Raw genomic sequence first — 16,146 nt, 5'->3', positions numbered from 1 at the left:
CATGATAGTGGTTGAAAAACTCACCAAGGCATTCAAGGGCAATGAGGTGCTCAAGGGCATTGATCTGCGTATCGAAGCCGGGGAAGTGGTGGCCATCATCGGGCCCAGCGGCTCGGGCAAGACCACCCTGCTGCGCTGCCTGAATCTGCTGGAAACGCCTGACAGCGGCAGGATCAAGGTCGGTGACATCGAGATTGATGGCACCCGCTCCATGAACCAGCAACAGGGGTTGATCCGCCAGTTGCGTCAGCAGGTCGGGTTCGTGTTTCAGAACTTCAATCTGTTTCCGCATCGCACCGCACTGGAAAATGTCATCGAAGGTCCGGTGGTGGTCAAGAAGGTGGCCCGCGAAGCCGCCGAGGCGCTGGGCAGAAAGCTGCTCGCCAAGGTCGGCCTGAGCGGCAAGGAAGACGCTTACCCGCGACGCCTTTCCGGCGGGCAGCAACAGCGCGTGGCGATTGCACGGGCGCTGGCGATGGAGCCGCAAGTGATCCTGTTCGACGAGCCGACCTCGGCTCTGGACCCTGAGCTGGTCGGCGAGGTGCTGACCACCATCCGCGCGCTGGCTGAAGAGAACCGCACCATGGTCATCGTCACTCACGAGATGAGCTTTGCCCGGGACGTCGCCAACCGGGTGATCTTCATCGACAAGGGAGTGATCGTGGAGCAAGGCGAAGCCAAGGCGCTGTTCGCCAACCCGAAAGAAGAACGCACCAGGCAGTTTCTCGAGCGTACCCGCTCCTGATCAGGACGATCAGCATCTGCAAAAAGCAGCGTCCATCCAGCGGCGCTGCTTTTTTCTTACATTTCCGGAAGGATTAATCGTTCAATATCCTTGCTGAATTCCCGCGTAATTTCCCGAAAAATCATCGAAATAATAAAATTAGCCCACGTACTTCCTGCTCCTTGATTCGTAGCCGGGCGCGCCACTGCGCGTCCGTGTTGCCAGACTTTCCCTTCCGGACACTCTGCTGTCGGTTACGGCCTGTTGCCATTGATACTTTGTGGTAGGACGGTTGTTTCGTGAGGAGTCAACGGTTCCAAACACACAGCGTAGGAAGTATCCGGTTTTCAAGTAAACAGTCCTTAAATGCACTTCGCACATTGACAAGTTCCCGCAAAGCCCATTAGCTCACCTACTTCACGCATTTCAGTGGGGCAGTAAAGTTTCAAGCACACCTTTAATACCGTTTGTAATGTTTGCCATAGCTTGGATATTTAAGGTAATTATCCCCCTGCCTGAAACGCACACTTCATTACTTGAACATGACAACTTATGACGATTCTTTACTTGAACCATTGATTATCTGGAGTACCCCGACATGCGTCAAAATACTTGCAACGCCAGCCCCTTGGGCTTGCCTATCCCTTCTGTTCCGCTGGCCAGCCGGCATGGCATAGGCGTGAGGAACGCCTCTCAACTCGTTGTTCATGTTGAACCCTATGGCAGCATGGAAGAGGGCGATCTGATCGAACTGTTCTGGGACGGCTGTTACGTCGCGTCAACAATTTTGAAGGCATCCGACGTCGGCAAGCCTGTCGTCCTACGTGTGCCGGAAAGTTTTCTGCAGAATGGCAAGGCGAGAACTTACTACCGGGTCATGAAGATAGGCGGAGTGCCTGTGACCTCGCCCTGCCGCAAGCTATGGGTCAAGCTGAACGCACCGGGAGGGCGGCTGGTCAGCGCCAACACGGAAGAAAACCAGGGGCTGGCGCCACTCTATGTTGCGCCATCGGTCATACGCCACGGACTCTCGCGCAGGCACCTGGAAGGCGGCTTGCCGATGACCATCGAGCCTTATCTGAACATGGCTGTTCACGACGAGATCACCGTGCGCTGGGGCGATCTGCGCATGGACCTGCCGCCGCTCACTGCCGACGATGTCGGTGAGCCGGTCGACCTGGTCGTACCGCCTGAGTTGATACGCGAAGGCGGAGACGAACAACGGCTGGAAGTGAGTTACTGTGTTATCGACCGGGTGGGCAACAACTCGCTCTGGGCGCCACCCCGAATAATAAGGATCCAACCTCTGGGGCATTGAATGCCTGACGACGGCAAGTCGGAAAAACCGCGTCACTCGACAATACTGTTCAATGGACAACACCGCACGGACCATTCTAAAAACGAAGCGTTATTTATTCGCGCTCATTACCTGTATTAAACATTGGCCACGCGTGTAAGAAAGTTCAACGTCGTTCCGGCATACGCCATGTTTCATCCGTACTTGGCTCTGCGCAGACGTCTAACATCGTGCGTTACGCGAGGTGAGGATATGAAGCGGCATTGGCGACTGACAATAACTGTCTATGCTTATTCCAAAAAGCACGTTTTAAAAACTTTTATACACGCTTAGGGTATATGCACCGGACCACCGGACATCGTGATGTTTTCCAGCCGCACCTGATGCGGCCTACTGCTACGAGGTTCCGATGGTCCCTTTCACAACTACCCCTGTGGATAAACCCAGGGTCGTATCGATTGACGGTGAGCGACGCGAGTCTGATCCGGCGACGGTAGCGACCCAACGCGTCGAGGCTTCACAAGAGCCTGACGCTGCTCCCCGCCTGCTGAAGGCCACCGTGTTGCAAAACGACGCGCAAGCCATTGCAGCAGCCCATGAACTGGCCGCAGCCGCACAGATCAATGCTGCCAATCGTGACAGACAACGTGCCTTGCCATGGGCTGAAATCGAACAGTTCACTCGCAGCGGACTGGGCAGTATTTCCGTCCCGCGCGCATACGGCGGCCCGCAAGTATCGTTCGTCACAGTGACTGAAGTCTTCCGGATCATTTCTGCTGCCGACCCGGCACTGGGACAAATTCCGCAAAACCAGTTCGGCATTCTGCATCTGCTGCAGGGCAGCGCCACCGAGCAACAGAAGAAAACACTGTTCCAGAGCGTGCTGGACGGTTGGCGCATCGGCAACGCCGGGCCCGAGCGCGGCACCAAAAACACGCTGGAACTCAAGGCACGGATCACCGCCAATGGCGACCGCCTGGCCATCACCGGACAGAAGTTCTACTCCACCGGCGCGTTGTTCGCGCATTGGGTTGCCGTCAAGGCGCTGGATGACCAGGGGCGGCAGATCATGGCCTTCGTCCAGCGTGGCACACCGGGCCTGCGCATCGTTGATGACTGGTCGGGCTTTGGCCAGCGCACCACCGCCAGCGGCACGGTGCTGCTCGACAATGTTCCGGTGGACGCCGGGCTGGTGGTCGATAACTGGCGCCTGTCCCTGACGCCGAACATTCAGGGTGCCGTTTCGCAACTGATCCAGGCCGCCATCGATGCGGGCATAGCGCGCGGGGCCATCGACGATGCGATAGCTTTTGTACGCGAGAAATCCCGTCCGTGGATCGACGCCAACGTCGAGCGCGCCAGCGATGACCTCTATGTGATCGCCGACATCGGCAAGCTGAAACTCGAACTGCACGCCGCAGAAGCGCTGCTGCGCAAGGCGGGCCAGGAACTCGACGAAATCAGCGCTGCGCCTATCGATGAGCAATCGGCAGCCCGCGCCTCCATTGCAGTGGCGCGGGCCAAAGTCCTGACCACCGAGATCTCGCTGCTGGCCAGCGAGAAGCTGTTCGAACTGGCCGGTAGCCGCGCGACCCTGGCCGAGTTCAATCTCGACCGCCACTGGCGCAACGCGCGCGTCCACACCCTGCATGACCCGGTGCGCTGGAAATACCACGCGGTCGGCACGTGGCATTTGAACGGCACCCTGCCTGCTCGCCATTCCTGGATCTGAACCAGACCACTGGAGAACACCCTTCATGAGTTTCAACCCAAAAGCGCGCGCTAACGCAGCGCTGATCACCAGTGACGCTCAGGCCCTGCACACAGCCCGCGAACTGGCCCTGCAATTGAAAACCGACAGCGCGCAACGCGATCGCGAACGCCGTTTGCCGCATGCCGAACTGGACCTGTTCAGCCAGTCCGGTCTGTGGGGCATCAGTGTGCCGCAAGCCTTCGGCGGCGCGGGTGTTTCCAATGTCACGCTGGCCAAGGTGATCCAGCTGATTTCCGAAGCCGATGGCTCGCTGGGCCAGATTCCGCAAAACCACTTTTACGCCCTGGAAGTGCTGCGCGTGAACGGCAGTCCGGAACAACAGGCGCGCTTGTACGCCGAGGCACTGGCGGGCGTACGCTTCGGCAATGCGCTGGCCGAACTGGGGACCAGAACCGCACATGACCGCACCACTCGCCTGAGCCGCGACGGGGACGGTTATCGCATCAACGGCCGCAAATTCTACGCCACCGGCGCGCTGTACGCGCAACGCATTCCCACCTCGGTGATTGACGACGAGGGTGTGCAGCAACTGGTGTTCGTGCCGCATGACAGCGAGGGGCTCAGCGTCATCGACGACTGGAGCGGTTTCGGGCAGCGCACCACGGGCAGCGGCTCGGTGGTGTTCGACAATGTGTATGTCAGCGCCCGCGATGTGGTGCCGTTCCAGAGCGCCTTCCAGCGCCCCACCACGGTCGGGCCACTGGCGCAGATTCTCCATGCGGCGATCGACACCGGCATTGCCCGCGCAGCCTTCGAGGACGCCCTGACGTTCGTGCGGACGCGTACCCGGCCATGGATCGATTCGGGTATTGAAAAGGCCGTGGATGACCCGCTGACGCTGCACAGCTTCGGCAAGCTGGGTATTCGCCTGCACGCCGCCGAAGCACTGCTCGAGCGCGCCGGAGAGTTTCTCGATGTCGCTCAGGCCGACAGCAATGCCGAAACCGTCGCCGCTGCCTCGATAGCCGTGGCCGAAGCGCGCGCCATCAGCACGGAGATTTCCCTGGCCGCCGGCAGCACACTGTTCGAACTGGCGGGCAGTCAATCCACGCTGGCGGAACACGGCCTGGATCGCCACTGGCGCAACGCGCGCGTTCATACGCTGCACGACCCGGTACGCTGGAAGTTTCACGCCATCGGCAATTACTACCTCAACGACACTAATCCTCCCCTGCGGGGGACGATCTGATGGCGCGTAAAAAGATCCTCCTCAACGCGTTCAACATGAACTGCATCGGCCATATCAACCATGGCCTGTGGACCCATCCACGGGACACCTCGACGCAATTCAACAGCCTGGAGTACTGGACGGACCTGGCGAAACTGCTCGAACGCGGGTTGTTCGACGGCCTGTTCATCGCCGACATCGTGGGCGTGTATGACGTCTATCAGAACTCGGTGGACGTTACCCTCAAGGAGGCGATCCAGTTGCCGGTCAACGACCCACTGCTGCTGGTCTCGGCGATGGCAGGGGTCACGAAACACCTGGGCTTCGGCCTGACCGCCAACCTGACCTACGACGCGCCCTATCTGTTCGCCAGGCGCATGTCGACGCTGGACCACCTGAGCCGTGGCCGGGTGGGCTGGAACATTGTCACCGGCTACCTCGACAGCGCGGCGCGGGCCATGGGCCTCAGCGAGCAGAACGAGCATGACCGCCGTTATGATCAGGCCGACGAGTACCTGGAGGTGCTGTACAAGCTCTGGGAAGGCAGTTGGGAAGACGATGCCGTGATCAATGATCGCGAGCAGCGCGTCTACGCCCAGCCGGGCAAGGTGCATAAGGTCCGGCACCAGGGCGAGTTCTATCAGGTCGAAGGTTATCACCTCTGCGAACCGTCGCCGCAACGCACGCCGGTGCTGTTTCAGGCCGGCAGTTCGGAGCGCGGCCTGCAGTTTGCGGGACAGAACGCCGAATGCGTTTTCATCAGCGGGCAGAACAAGGCAGCGACCCGCGAGCAGGTCGACAAGGTGCGCGCCAGTGCCGTGCAGGCCGGGCGCAACCCGGACGACATCAAAGTGTTCATGGGCCTGAACGTGATCGTCGCGGCCACCGAAGCACTGGCTAGGGAGAAGCACGCCGAATACCGCCGCCATGCCAGTGCCGAAGCCGGCGTGGCGCACTTCGCCGCGTCCACGGGCATCGATTTTTCTGAGTACGAACTCGACGAACCCATTCAGTACGTGAAAAACAACGCCATTCAATCGGCGACCAGGAACCTGAAAAACAACGACTGGACGCGCCAGAAACTGCTCGACCAGCACGCCTTGGGCGGCCGTTACATCACCTTGATCGGCTCGCCCGAACAGGTCGCCGACGAACTGGAGTCCTGGATCGACGAAACCGGCCTGGACGGCTTCAACCTGACCCGCATCGTCACCCCGGAAAGTTACGAGGACTTCATTGATCTGGTGATCCCGGAGCTGCAACGCCGCGGCTCATACAAGACCGCTTACGAAGAAGGCAGCCTGCGCAAAAAACTGTTTCCGGAAGGCACCGACCGTTTACCGCAACGGCATGGGGGGGCGACACACCGGCCTATTTGATGAAGACATGCGCCCCACGCCGAAGCACTTGGCGTTGTACACAGTTTTTGTGGGAGCGAGCTTGCTCGCGAAAGCGATTGCCCAGACGCCTTGTTTTCTGCGGCTGCACTGGCCTATTCGCGAGCAAGCTCGCTCCCACAGGGCCTATGCGCTGCGGGGGATGCACACCGGCGTAGTTNTTTCTGTGGCTGCACTGGCCTATTCGCGAGCAAGCTCGCTCCCACAGGGCCGATGCGCTACGGGGATGCACACCGGCGTATTGATGACGACATGCGCCCCATGCTGAAGCGCTTGGCGTTGTACACAGTTTTTGTGGGAGCGAGCTTGCTCGCGAAAGCGATTGGCCAGACGCCCTGTTTTCTGCGGCTGCACTGGCCTATTCGCGAGCAAGCTCGCTCCCGCAGGATCGATAAGCGCAAGACGTGGGAACGAGACTTAGGGATTTTTAAAAGGACCACATCATGAGCAAAACCCTCGCTGCACTGGCCCTCGGCCTGTTGACCCTGACCGCTTACGCTGACGATAAACCCCTGAAAGTCGGGACCACGGCAGCCTTCGCGATACCGCTGGAAGCCGCTGTCGAAGAGGCTGGCAAGCAGGGCCTGAAGGTCGAGCTGGTCGAGTTCACCGACTGGATCGCGCCCAACGTCAGCCTCGCTGCCGGCGATATCGACGTGAATTATTTTCAGCACATCCCGTTCCTGACCAATGCCAACGAAGCCGCTGGCTTCGGTTTGGTGCCTTACGCACCGGGGATCATCAACAACGTAGGTCTGTACTCGAAAAAGTACAAAAGCTTCGATGAGCTGCCGACCGGCGCCACCGTGGCCATCGCCAATGACCCGATCAACAGCGGACGCGGCCTGCAACTGCTGGCCAAGGCCGGGCTGATCACGCTCAAGGAAGGTGTTGGTTACAAGGCCACCGAAGAAGACATCACGGCCAACCCGAAAAAACTCAAGCTCATACAGGTCGAAGCCGTGCAACTGGTGCGAGCCTACGACGATGCCGATCTGGTGCAGGGCTACCCCGCCTACATCCGTCTGGCCAAGACCTTTCCCGCTGACTCGGCGATCCTGTTCGACGGCCTGGACCACCCGGAATACGTGATTCAGTTCGTGATCAAACCTGATCACAAGGATGACCCGCGGTTGGCGAAATTCGTCGACATTTACCAACACTCGCCGGTCGTCCGCGCTTCGCTGGACAAGGTCAACGGCAAGCTTTATCAGGCCGGGTGGAAAGAATGACTGCGACCGCGCAACGCCAGCGGCCACTCGACACTGCGGGCGCAGGTCAACGGGCGCAACAGGCCGAGCTGCACCCGGAGCTGAATCGCGCGCATGTGCGCTTCATCAACCTGGGCAAGACCTATCACGGCAAGCAAGGCACGGTGGAGGCGCTGGGCAATATCGATCTGGCCGTCCAGCGCGGCGAGATCTTCGGCATTATCGGCCGCAGCGGCGCAGGCAAATCCTCGTTGATCCGCACCATCAATCGCCTGGAACAACCGAGCAGCGGTCGCGTATTGATCGATCAGGTGGATATCGGCGAGTTCGACGAAGACAAGCTGGTTGAGCTACGCCGACGCATCGGCATGATCTTCCAGCACTTCAACCTGATGTCGGCCAAGACCGTCTGGCAGAACGTCGAACTGCCGCTCAAGGTTGCCGGTGTGGCCAAGGAGCAACGCGCGCGCAAGGTCGCGCAGTTGCTGGAACTGGTGGGTTTGCAGGACAAGCACAAGGCGTACCCCGCGCAACTGTCCGGCGGGCAGAAACAGCGTGTCGGCATCGCCCGCGCGCTGGTACACGACCCGGCGATTCTGTTGTGCGACGAAGCCACTTCGGCGCTGGACCCGGAAACCACCCAGTCGATCCTCGGCCTGCTGCGCGAGATCAACCAGCGCCTGGGCCTGACCATCGTGCTGATCACCCATGAAATGGCGGTTATCCGTGATATCTGCCACCGCGTGGTGGTGCTGGAACAGGGGCGAGTCGTCGAGCAGGGGCCGGTATGGCAGGTGTTTGGCGACCCGCAGCACGACGTCAGCAAAACCTTGCTGGCTCCGCTGCAAACCGGGCTGCCGAAAGAGTGGGCAGAGCGCCTGAGCGATCAGCCGCAACGATCCGATGCGGCCCTGCTGCTGGACGTGCATTTCACCGGGGTCAGTGACGAAGGGCCGGATCTGGCCGCGCTGTTTGCCGCGCTGGGCGGCAAGGTGCAATTGCTGCAGGGCGGCGTCGAGCGGATTCAGGAGCGGCCCATCGGGCATCTCATTCTGTCGGTTGCCGGCTCGCCACACAGCCGGGAAGAACTGCTGGCGCGCGCCCGCACACTGGCGCCACGCGCGGAGGTATTGGGTTATGTGGGTTGATCGCTTGCTGCAAGGCACCCTCGACACGTTTCTGATGGTCGGTGTGTCGTCATTGATCGCACTGCTGCTGGGCATTCCGCTGGCAGTGATTCTGGTCACCAGTTCCAAAGGCGGCATCTACGAAGCACCGGGGATCAACCGGGTGCTGGGTGGCTTCGTGAACCTGTTTCGTTCGATTCCGTTTCTGATCCTGATGGTCGCGCTGATTCCGTTCACGCGGATGATCGTCGGCACCACGTATGGCGTATGGGCAGCCGTCGTGCCGCTGACCATTGCCGCCACGCCATTCTTTGCGCGGGTCGCTGAAGTGAGCCTGCGGGAGGTCGATCATGGTCTGATCGAGGCCGCGCAAGCGATGGGCTGTCGGCGCTGGCATATCATCTGGCATGTGCTGCTGCCGGAGGCGCGTCCCGGTATCGTCGGCGGCTTTACGATCACGCTGGTGACCATGATCAACTCATCGGCCATGGCCGGTGCCATCGGCGCAGGCGGGCTGGGCGATATTGCCTATCGCTATGGCTATCAGCGCTTCGACACGCAGGTGATGTTGACAGTGATTGTCTTGCTGGTAGCGGTCGTCGCGCTGGTGCAGCTGGGCGGGGACCGGCTGGCACGCAGCTTCGACAGGCGCTGAGCAGCCGCAACGCAGCGAGGGTATATTGGCGGTCTTCCTTTACCGGACCGCCCTTGATGAAACTCGATCCACAGACCCTTGCGCAGATCACCTCCGCGACCCTCGACAATTACAACCGCGTGGCCGACGACTTTCGCGAAGGCACCCGCGACCACGACGTCAGCCAGAACATCGACGCCCTGCTGCGGCATATCGAAGGACCGGCACCCTGGCAGATTCTCGATTTCGGCTGCGGGCCGGGCCGCGACCTGAAAACGTTTACCGCGATGGGCCATGTGGCGGTCGGGCTCGACGGGTCCGAACGTTTCGCCGAGATGGCCCGTGCCGAGACCGGATGCGAAGTGCTGCAACAAAACTTCCTCGAACTCGACCTGCCGCACGGCCGCTTCGATGGCGTTTTCGCCAACGCGGTGCTGTTTCACATCCCCAAACAGGAGCTGCCGCGCGTCCTGCGTCAGTTGCATGACGCGCTCAAGCCGGGCGGCGTGCTGTTCAGCTCCAACCCGCGTGGTGAGAATCAGGAAGGCTGGAACGGCGAGCGTTACGGCGCTTATCACGACCTGGAGTCATGGCGCACATTGCTGACCGAAGCCGGCTTTATCGAACTGGAGCATTACTACCGCCCCGCCGGATTGCCGAGAGAGCAGCAGCCGTGGCTGGCGAGTGTCTGGCGGCGTCAGTGATGTCCGGCGCTGTGCAGTCCGCGTGCTGTTACTTCTGACAGTATCGGCAAATACTCACGCGCCTTAGGATGGACTCCCATCCGCCTACGCAGGCGGCTGGCAATGGAATCCATTTGAACCGATCAAAGGAACTGATCATGGCGACCGAATTCGTGAAAAACGGCAACTTCAGCGACGATCTCAAGTACTGGGCAGCACCGGAGGGCTTTGATCCTGACTTCAAGCCTTGGCCCGCAGGGGATGGGCAGAGCATCAAACTGGATGCGACTGGAGTGACCGTAAGCCAATTTATCAATGCGCTGCCTGACTCTACCCTGCATATCGAGTTCGATGTGCATAGCGCAGACCTGAAATTAGACGAGGCGCTCTTTGTTATAGCCGTGGGAGGTTACAACAAAGAGGGCGCGCTGAATCTGACACCGGTCATTGGCCTCGCCACTGAAGAGTGGGAACATTTTTCAGGCGACGTTACGTTCGGAGAAGCGCTTGAAAAATGCTTCGTGAATCTGTCGGCGCCTTCGAACACGTTCCGCTTCTCGCTCTCAAACTCAAGGCTGGCTTCACCGTACGGCCCGGTACGGTTCGCCAACCTCAGCCTGTCCACGATCGACGTCAAAGACGCAGACGAGACCGACTGATTGCCGGGTGGGCAGCCCTGCCCCGCGTCACAGGCGGCAGGGCACGCCGACCTCAATGCGCTGGCTGCGCGTGCTCGCCGTCATCCTTGTCAGCTGCTTCGCGACGCTGTTCATCGGTCGGTTCCTTGATGCGATACCAGGCCACGTACAACGCTGGCAGGAACAGCAAGGTCAGCAGCGTGGCGATGATGATGCCGCCGATCATGGCGTAGGCCATCGGCCCCCAGAACACCTCTCGGGCGATTGGAATCATACCCAGGCTGGCCGCTGCCGCCGTCAACAGGATCGGACGACGGCGATGCTCGGTGGCTTCGACCACAGCGTCCCAAGGCAGATACCCACTGCGCTCATAGGCATCGATCTGGGTCACCAGAATCACCGAGTTGCGGATGATGATGCCGATCAGCGCCAGCACCCCGAGAATCGCCACGAACCCCAGTGGCGTCCCCGTCGGGATCAGCGCCAGCACCACACCGATTAGCCCCAGAGGCGCGACACTGGCCACCAGAAACATCTTCTGAATGCTGTGCAACTGAATCATCAGGAACGTCGCCATGAGGAACAGCATCAGCGGCGCAACGCTGGCAATCGGCCCCTGCGCCTTGCTGCTTTCTTCGACCGTACCGCCGGTTGCAACCTTGTAGCCGACCGGCAGACCTGCGGCAAACTTGTCGATTTCCGGTTGCAGCTGCTTGACCAGATCAGTCGGCTGAATTGCATCGCGGACGGCGCCTTTCACCGTGATGGTCGGCTTGCGATCGCGGCGCCAGACCAATGGCTGCTCCAGCTCGTAACCGACCGTGGCGAACGCCAGCAGCGGGATCGACGTGCCGGTCGGCGTCACGATCTGCAGGTTCTGCAGGGTTTCCGGTGTGCCGCGCTCGGCATCTTCAGCACGCCCGATCACGTTGATCAGGTAGATATCATCGCGCACCTGGGTCACGGTAGAACCACTGACCACGCTGTTCATCAGCTTGGCGACGTCTTCCGACGACAGACCCAACTGCCGGGCCTTGTCCTGGTTGATGTCGATGCGCAGGACCTTGCCCGGCTCGTTCCAGTCGTAGATCACTTCGCCCACATGCGGGTTGTGATCGAGCAGCGTAGCCAGTTCGATAGCGTGCTGGCGTACCTTGTCGATGTTCTCGCCGCTGACGCGATACTGCAACGGACGACCCACCGGCGGGCCCATTTCCAGCGCCTGCACATAGGACCCGATGCCGACGAAGTCATCACGCAGGCGTTTTTGCAGACGGGCAGTCAACGCGCCACGCTCCTCCAGGCCTTTACTGACAATCACCAGCTGGGCGTAGAACGGATTTTCCAGCTGCTGATCGAGCGGCAGGTAGAAACGCAACGCGCCCTGGCCGATGTAGGTGCTCCAGCGCTCGATGTCCGGATCGTCCTTGAGGCTCGCTTCAAAACGATCCACTACCTTGCGCGTCTCGTTGATCGAGGCGTTCTGCGGCAGGTTCAGGTCGACCAGTATTTCCGGGCGGTCCGAAGACGGGAAGAACTGGTTCTGCACGAACTGCATGGAGAACAGCGACGCGGCGAACAACCCTACCGTGATGGCAATCGCCAGCCAGCGATGACGCATGGCCCAGAGCATGCTGCCGTTGAATGCCCGGCCTATGCGGCCCGGCTCTTCGGATTTGGGCTTGATGTTGGCGCTCAGAATGTGCACGCCGATCACCGGCGCAAACAGCACGGCAACCACCCACGACACCAGCATCGCCACGGCAATCACGGCAAAAAGTGTGAATGTGTATTCCCCCGCCGAGCTGTTGTTCAGTCCGATCGGCACAAAGCCAGCCACAGTCACCAGCGTACCGGTGAGCATCGGGAACGCTGTCGAGGTGTAGGCGTACGTCGCGGCCTGCTCCTTGGATTCGCCCATTTCCAGCCGTGTGACCATCATTTCCACGGTAATCATGGCGTCATCCACCAGCAGGCCGAGGGCGATGATCAGCGCGCCGAGGGAAATCCGTTGCATGGTGATGCCGCTGTATTCCATGAACACGAACACCATCGCCAGTACCAGCGGAATCGAACACGCAACCACCAACCCTGCGCGAAACCCAAGACTGACGAAGCTGACCAACAGCACGATAATTACCGCCTCGAACAACGCGCTGGTGAAGCCGCCCACAGCCTTGTTCACCACCTCGGCCTGATCCGAGACCTTGTGCACACCAATGCCGACTGGCAGCTCCGCTGTGGTAGCGTCCATACGTTCGTGCAGCGCCTTGCCGAAGGACTGGATGTTGCCGCCCTTCTGCATCGCGATGGCCAGGCCGATCGCCGGTTTGCCATCGAAGCGGAACAGTGGCTTGGGCGGATCGGTGTAGCCGCGGGTGATGTCAGCAATGTCGCTCAGACGGTAAAAACGGTCATTGATGCGCAGATTGACCGCAGCCAGATCCTTCTCGGACGCGAACTGCCCGGAGGTGCGTACCGAGATCCGCTCCGGCCCGGCTTCGATAACACCGGCAGGCGTCACCGCGTTCTGCGATTGCAGGCTTTGCACCACCTGGCTCTGGTCGATGCCCAATGCTGCGAGTTTGCGTGTCGAGAAGTTCAGGTACACCACTTCGTCCTGCTGACCGATCATCTCGACCTTGCCCAGGCCAGGCACGTCGCGGATGTCGGCGCGAACCTTCTCGACGTAGTCCCGCAACTGACGCATCGAGAAACCGTCTGCGGTAAACGCATAGATCGAGCCGTATACATCGCCGAACTCGTCGTTGAACGACGGGCCTTGCAGCCCCTGCGGGAACTGGCCACGAATGTCATCGACCTTCTTGCGCACCTGATACCAGATTTCCGGTATCGCCTTGGCACTGGTGGTGTCACGCAGGTACACGAAGACTGTGGACTCGCCCGGTCGTGTGTAGCTCTTCACGTAGTCCAGCGAGTCCAGTTCTTCGAGCTTCTTCTCGATGCGGTCGGTGACCTGCTCGAGGGTCTCGTCCACCGTCGCGCCCGGCCAGCGGGTCTGGATAATCATGGTCTTGATGGTGAAGGACGGGTCTTCCTCGCGCCCAAGCTTCATGTAGGAAAACACGCCCATCAACAGCGCGACGAACATCAGGTACCAGACGAACGACTGATGCTTGATGGCCCACTCGGATAAATTGAAATTCCCTTTCATCGCGGGCTTTCCTCATCGACTTTGACTTTCTGGCCCGGCTTGAGGCTGTTGACGCCCGCGCTCACCACTTTTTCACCCGCTTTGACGCCATCGGTCAGCACGAAAGAGTCGCTGTCACGGCTGGTAATAGTGACGGCTCTGGGGTTGACCGTCTGGCTCTGCGGATCGACGATCCATATCTGGCGTTTGCCATCGACTTCCTGCAGGGCATTGATCGGCAGGCGCATGCGCGGTGTGATGGTCGAACTGAGCGTCACGCTGATGGCCGTGCCCAGGCGGAACGCCGCTGGCGTTTGCGCCAGCGACAGACGCGCACGACGAGTACGCGTCGTGCGGTCGGCCTGGGGTTCGATTTCACGAAGGGTGGCGGTGGTGTTCACTTCCGGATTCAGCTGACTGGCGACGGTGAATACCACGTCGGACGGCAATTGGTCGGCCAGTGTATCGGGCAGGTCGATCACCGCTTCCTTGATGTCCGGCCGCGCCAGGGTCACGACCTCCTGACCGGCTGTCACCACCTGCCCGGCTTCGACTTTCCATTCGGTGACCACTGCGTCGTGATCACTGCGCAGCTCGCTGTAACTCAATTGGTCGCGGGCCTGTTGAGCCGCGGCCTTGGCCTGTTCCTGCGATGAGCTGGCGGTCTTCAGATCGGTCAGGGCGATGTCCAGTTGCGCCTGGGCACCGACGCCGCGATCGAACAGTTCCTGCTGGCGGCGAGCATTGGCCTGGGCGTTGATGTACTGCGCCTGAACATTGGCCAGGTCGCCCTGCCGGGCACGCACTGTATTCTGTTGATCGGTCGGATCGAGGGTTGCGAGCAAATCGCCTTTCCTGACTTCAGCGCCGACGTCGACGTCGCGCCGGGCGATGCGCCCCGCGACCCGAAAGCCCAGCACACTTTGATAACGCGCCTGGATATTGCCGGCAAAGCGCCCGAAATCCTGGACGGACTCAGGTCGGGCTTCGACGAAGACGACAGGACGCACCGGTTCAGGAGGTGTTTCATCCTTGCCACAACCGCTCAATAGTAAGCCGCTCAACAAAAGGCTGCCCAGCGCTACGCATGACAGACGCTTCATGGCTGCACCTGTGCGTTCTGCTGCTTGGGCTGTTCGGCAATGTCGACCTGCATGTCCGGGTGTAACAACTGTCCGCCTGCCACCACGACTTTCTCTCCACTCTTGAGCCCGTCGCCGATGATGACTTTGGCGGTCAGGTAACGGGTGACGGTGACCTTGCGCAGATTGACCTTGCCCTGCTCGTCCACCACCCACACGGCAGGCTTGCCCAACTGCTCGCCGAGGTCCTTGGTCAGCGCCGCCCATGGCAACTCGACACTGGCATTGGCCGGTGCGCTTAGTGCCACGCTGACCACCGAGCCGAGGTCCATGCCTTCAGGCAGCGGGTCCAGCGCGATCTTGACCTGCAAGGTGCCGGTTTGCGCCGACACCGCCGGAGTCACTTCACGCACTTTGCCGCTGACCTTGATAGTCGGGTTATCGAGCAACGTGACCTGCACGGCCTGATCAGTGGGCGGCTTGACGAACAGGGACTCGTAGACGTTGAACACCGCATCGCGATCACCGTCGCGCGCCAGATCGAAAATCGGCATGGTGGCCTGCACCACTTGCCCGACTTCAGCCTGACGCGCGGTGATCACACCCGGTGCGTCAGCGACCAGAGCGGTGTAACCCAGTTGTTCACGGGCATTGGCCAATTGCGCCTGCGCCGCCTTCAACGAACTTTCACTGCCGCGCAAGGCGGCCTGTGCAGAGTCATATTCGCTGCGGCTGGTATAGCCCTTGGGCAACAACTTTTGTTGTCGGACGAAAGCAGCGCTGGCCTGATTCACGCGGGCCTGCTCGGCGGCCACAGCAGCAGCGGCCGAGTCGACATTGACCTGCAGATCCTTGGGGTCGAGCCGCGCCAGCACCTGCCGGGCAGTGACCCGGTCGCCCACATCGACATTACGCTGAATGATCTTGCCATTGACCCGGAATGAAAGCCGGGTCTGCACCCGCGCCTGAACATCACCGGTCAGGGCGACACTGGCGGCGAAGTCGGCACTTTTTACCGTCTGCACATAAACCCTGGGCAGTTCGGGCGCCGCCGGTTTTTCCTCGCCACAACCGGCCAGCGCCGCCAATGCAGCAGCCAGACCGAACGTAACCAGTCTTGAAATACGAACGGGCATGCAGACTCCTTGTGCAACTGCCGGATGCGGGCGTGATCAGGGCGAGAGAATAGCGTGAGTATGCGACTGTGTGCGAGAGGGAGGGTTCATTGGGGCTTGCGTTGTAGAAGCGCCGGGAGAC

At 60.4% G+C, this 16,146-nt stretch carries 13 protein-coding genes; 10 read left to right on the top strand and 3 right to left on the bottom strand.

Annotation, left to right across the window (positions count from 1 at the left end; all coding sequences use genetic code 11):
- The first annotated feature begins 1 nt into the window (after position 1).
- From tcyN to AO388_RS12255, 10 genes are all read left to right on the top strand, one after another.
- Positions 2-745 (top strand): L-cystine ABC transporter ATP-binding protein TcyN, encoded by a 744-nt coding sequence (gene tcyN / locus AO388_RS12305; RefSeq protein WP_004409156.1) that lies wholly within the window; start codon positions 2-4, stop codon positions 743-745.
- 577 nt (positions 746-1,322) lie between these two features.
- On the top strand, positions 1,323-2,042 hold the full coding sequence (locus tag AO388_RS12300) for a hypothetical protein (protein ID WP_042930404.1): 720 nt from the start codon (positions 1,323-1,325) through the stop codon (positions 2,040-2,042).
- Between the two features lie 388 nt (positions 2,043-2,430).
- A complete protein-coding gene (locus tag AO388_RS12295) occupies positions 2,431-3,753 on the top strand; it encodes an SfnB family sulfur acquisition oxidoreductase (protein ID WP_083515808.1) in 1,323 nt (440 codons plus the stop codon).
- A 25-nt stretch (positions 3,754-3,778) separates the two neighbouring features.
- The gene (locus tag AO388_RS12290; RefSeq protein WP_024661616.1) at positions 3,779-4,984 is read left to right on the top strand and encodes an SfnB family sulfur acquisition oxidoreductase; all 1,206 of its coding nucleotides are present in this window, start codon (positions 3,779-3,781) and stop codon (positions 4,982-4,984) included.
- Positions 4,984-6,342, top strand: coding sequence for an LLM class flavin-dependent oxidoreductase (locus AO388_RS12285; RefSeq protein ID WP_058416531.1), 1,359 nt, complete (start codon positions 4,984-4,986; stop codon positions 6,340-6,342). Before AO388_RS12290 ends, AO388_RS12285 begins: the two co-directional genes overlap by 1 nt.
- Positions 6,343-6,803: 461 nt before the next feature.
- The gene (locus tag AO388_RS12275; protein WP_003432321.1) at positions 6,804-7,592 is read left to right on the top strand and encodes a MetQ/NlpA family ABC transporter substrate-binding protein; all 789 of its coding nucleotides are present in this window, start codon (positions 6,804-6,806) and stop codon (positions 7,590-7,592) included.
- Positions 7,589-8,719, top strand: a complete 1,131-nt coding sequence (locus tag AO388_RS12270; RefSeq protein WP_058416529.1) for a methionine ABC transporter ATP-binding protein — start codon at positions 7,589-7,591, stop codon at positions 8,717-8,719. Before AO388_RS12275 ends, AO388_RS12270 begins: the two co-directional genes overlap by 4 nt.
- Positions 8,709-9,353: a methionine ABC transporter permease gene (locus tag AO388_RS12265; RefSeq protein ID WP_003365907.1), complete on the top strand. Its 645-nt coding sequence runs from the start codon at positions 8,709-8,711 to the stop codon at positions 9,351-9,353. Before AO388_RS12270 ends, AO388_RS12265 begins: the two co-directional genes overlap by 11 nt.
- A 56-nt stretch (positions 9,354-9,409) precedes the next feature.
- The gene (locus AO388_RS12260; RefSeq protein ID WP_003365905.1) at positions 9,410-10,036 is read left to right on the top strand and encodes a class I SAM-dependent methyltransferase; all 627 of its coding nucleotides are present in this window, start codon (positions 9,410-9,412) and stop codon (positions 10,034-10,036) included.
- Positions 10,037-10,173: 137 nt separating this feature from the next.
- A complete protein-coding gene (locus AO388_RS12255; RefSeq protein WP_003432318.1) occupies positions 10,174-10,674 on the top strand; it encodes a hypothetical protein in 501 nt (166 codons plus the stop codon).
- A 52-nt stretch (positions 10,675-10,726) separates the two neighbouring features.
- On the opposite strand, the gene AO388_RS12250 is transcribed toward AO388_RS12255, so the two are convergent.
- The 3 genes from AO388_RS12250 to AO388_RS12240 are packed head-to-tail and all read right to left on the bottom strand — an operon-like array spanning position 10,727 to position 16,025.
- On the bottom strand, positions 10,727-13,828 hold the full coding sequence (locus AO388_RS12250; RefSeq protein WP_044308748.1) for an efflux RND transporter permease subunit: 3,102 nt from the start codon (positions 13,826-13,828) through the stop codon (positions 10,727-10,729).
- Positions 13,825-14,910 carry an efflux RND transporter periplasmic adaptor subunit gene (locus AO388_RS12245; RefSeq protein WP_058397811.1) on the bottom strand — a complete coding sequence of 362 codons (1,086 nt, stop codon included), beginning with the start codon at positions 14,908-14,910 and terminating at the stop codon, positions 13,825-13,827. Before AO388_RS12245 ends, AO388_RS12250 begins: the two co-directional genes overlap by 4 nt.
- Positions 14,907-16,025 carry an efflux RND transporter periplasmic adaptor subunit gene (locus AO388_RS12240; protein WP_003432315.1) on the bottom strand — a complete coding sequence of 373 codons (1,119 nt, stop codon included), beginning with the start codon at positions 16,023-16,025 and terminating at the stop codon, positions 14,907-14,909. The genes AO388_RS12245 and AO388_RS12240 overlap by 4 nt, the downstream gene beginning before the upstream one ends.
- Positions 16,026-16,146: the final 121 nt, after the last annotated feature.

This window comes from Pseudomonas sp. ICMP 10191 (assembly GCF_001467335.1).
GTDB classification, from domain to species: domain Bacteria; phylum Pseudomonadota; class Gammaproteobacteria; order Pseudomonadales; family Pseudomonadaceae; genus Aquipseudomonas; species Aquipseudomonas cerasi.
This window is presented reverse-complemented; position numbering and strand designations above follow the sequence as displayed.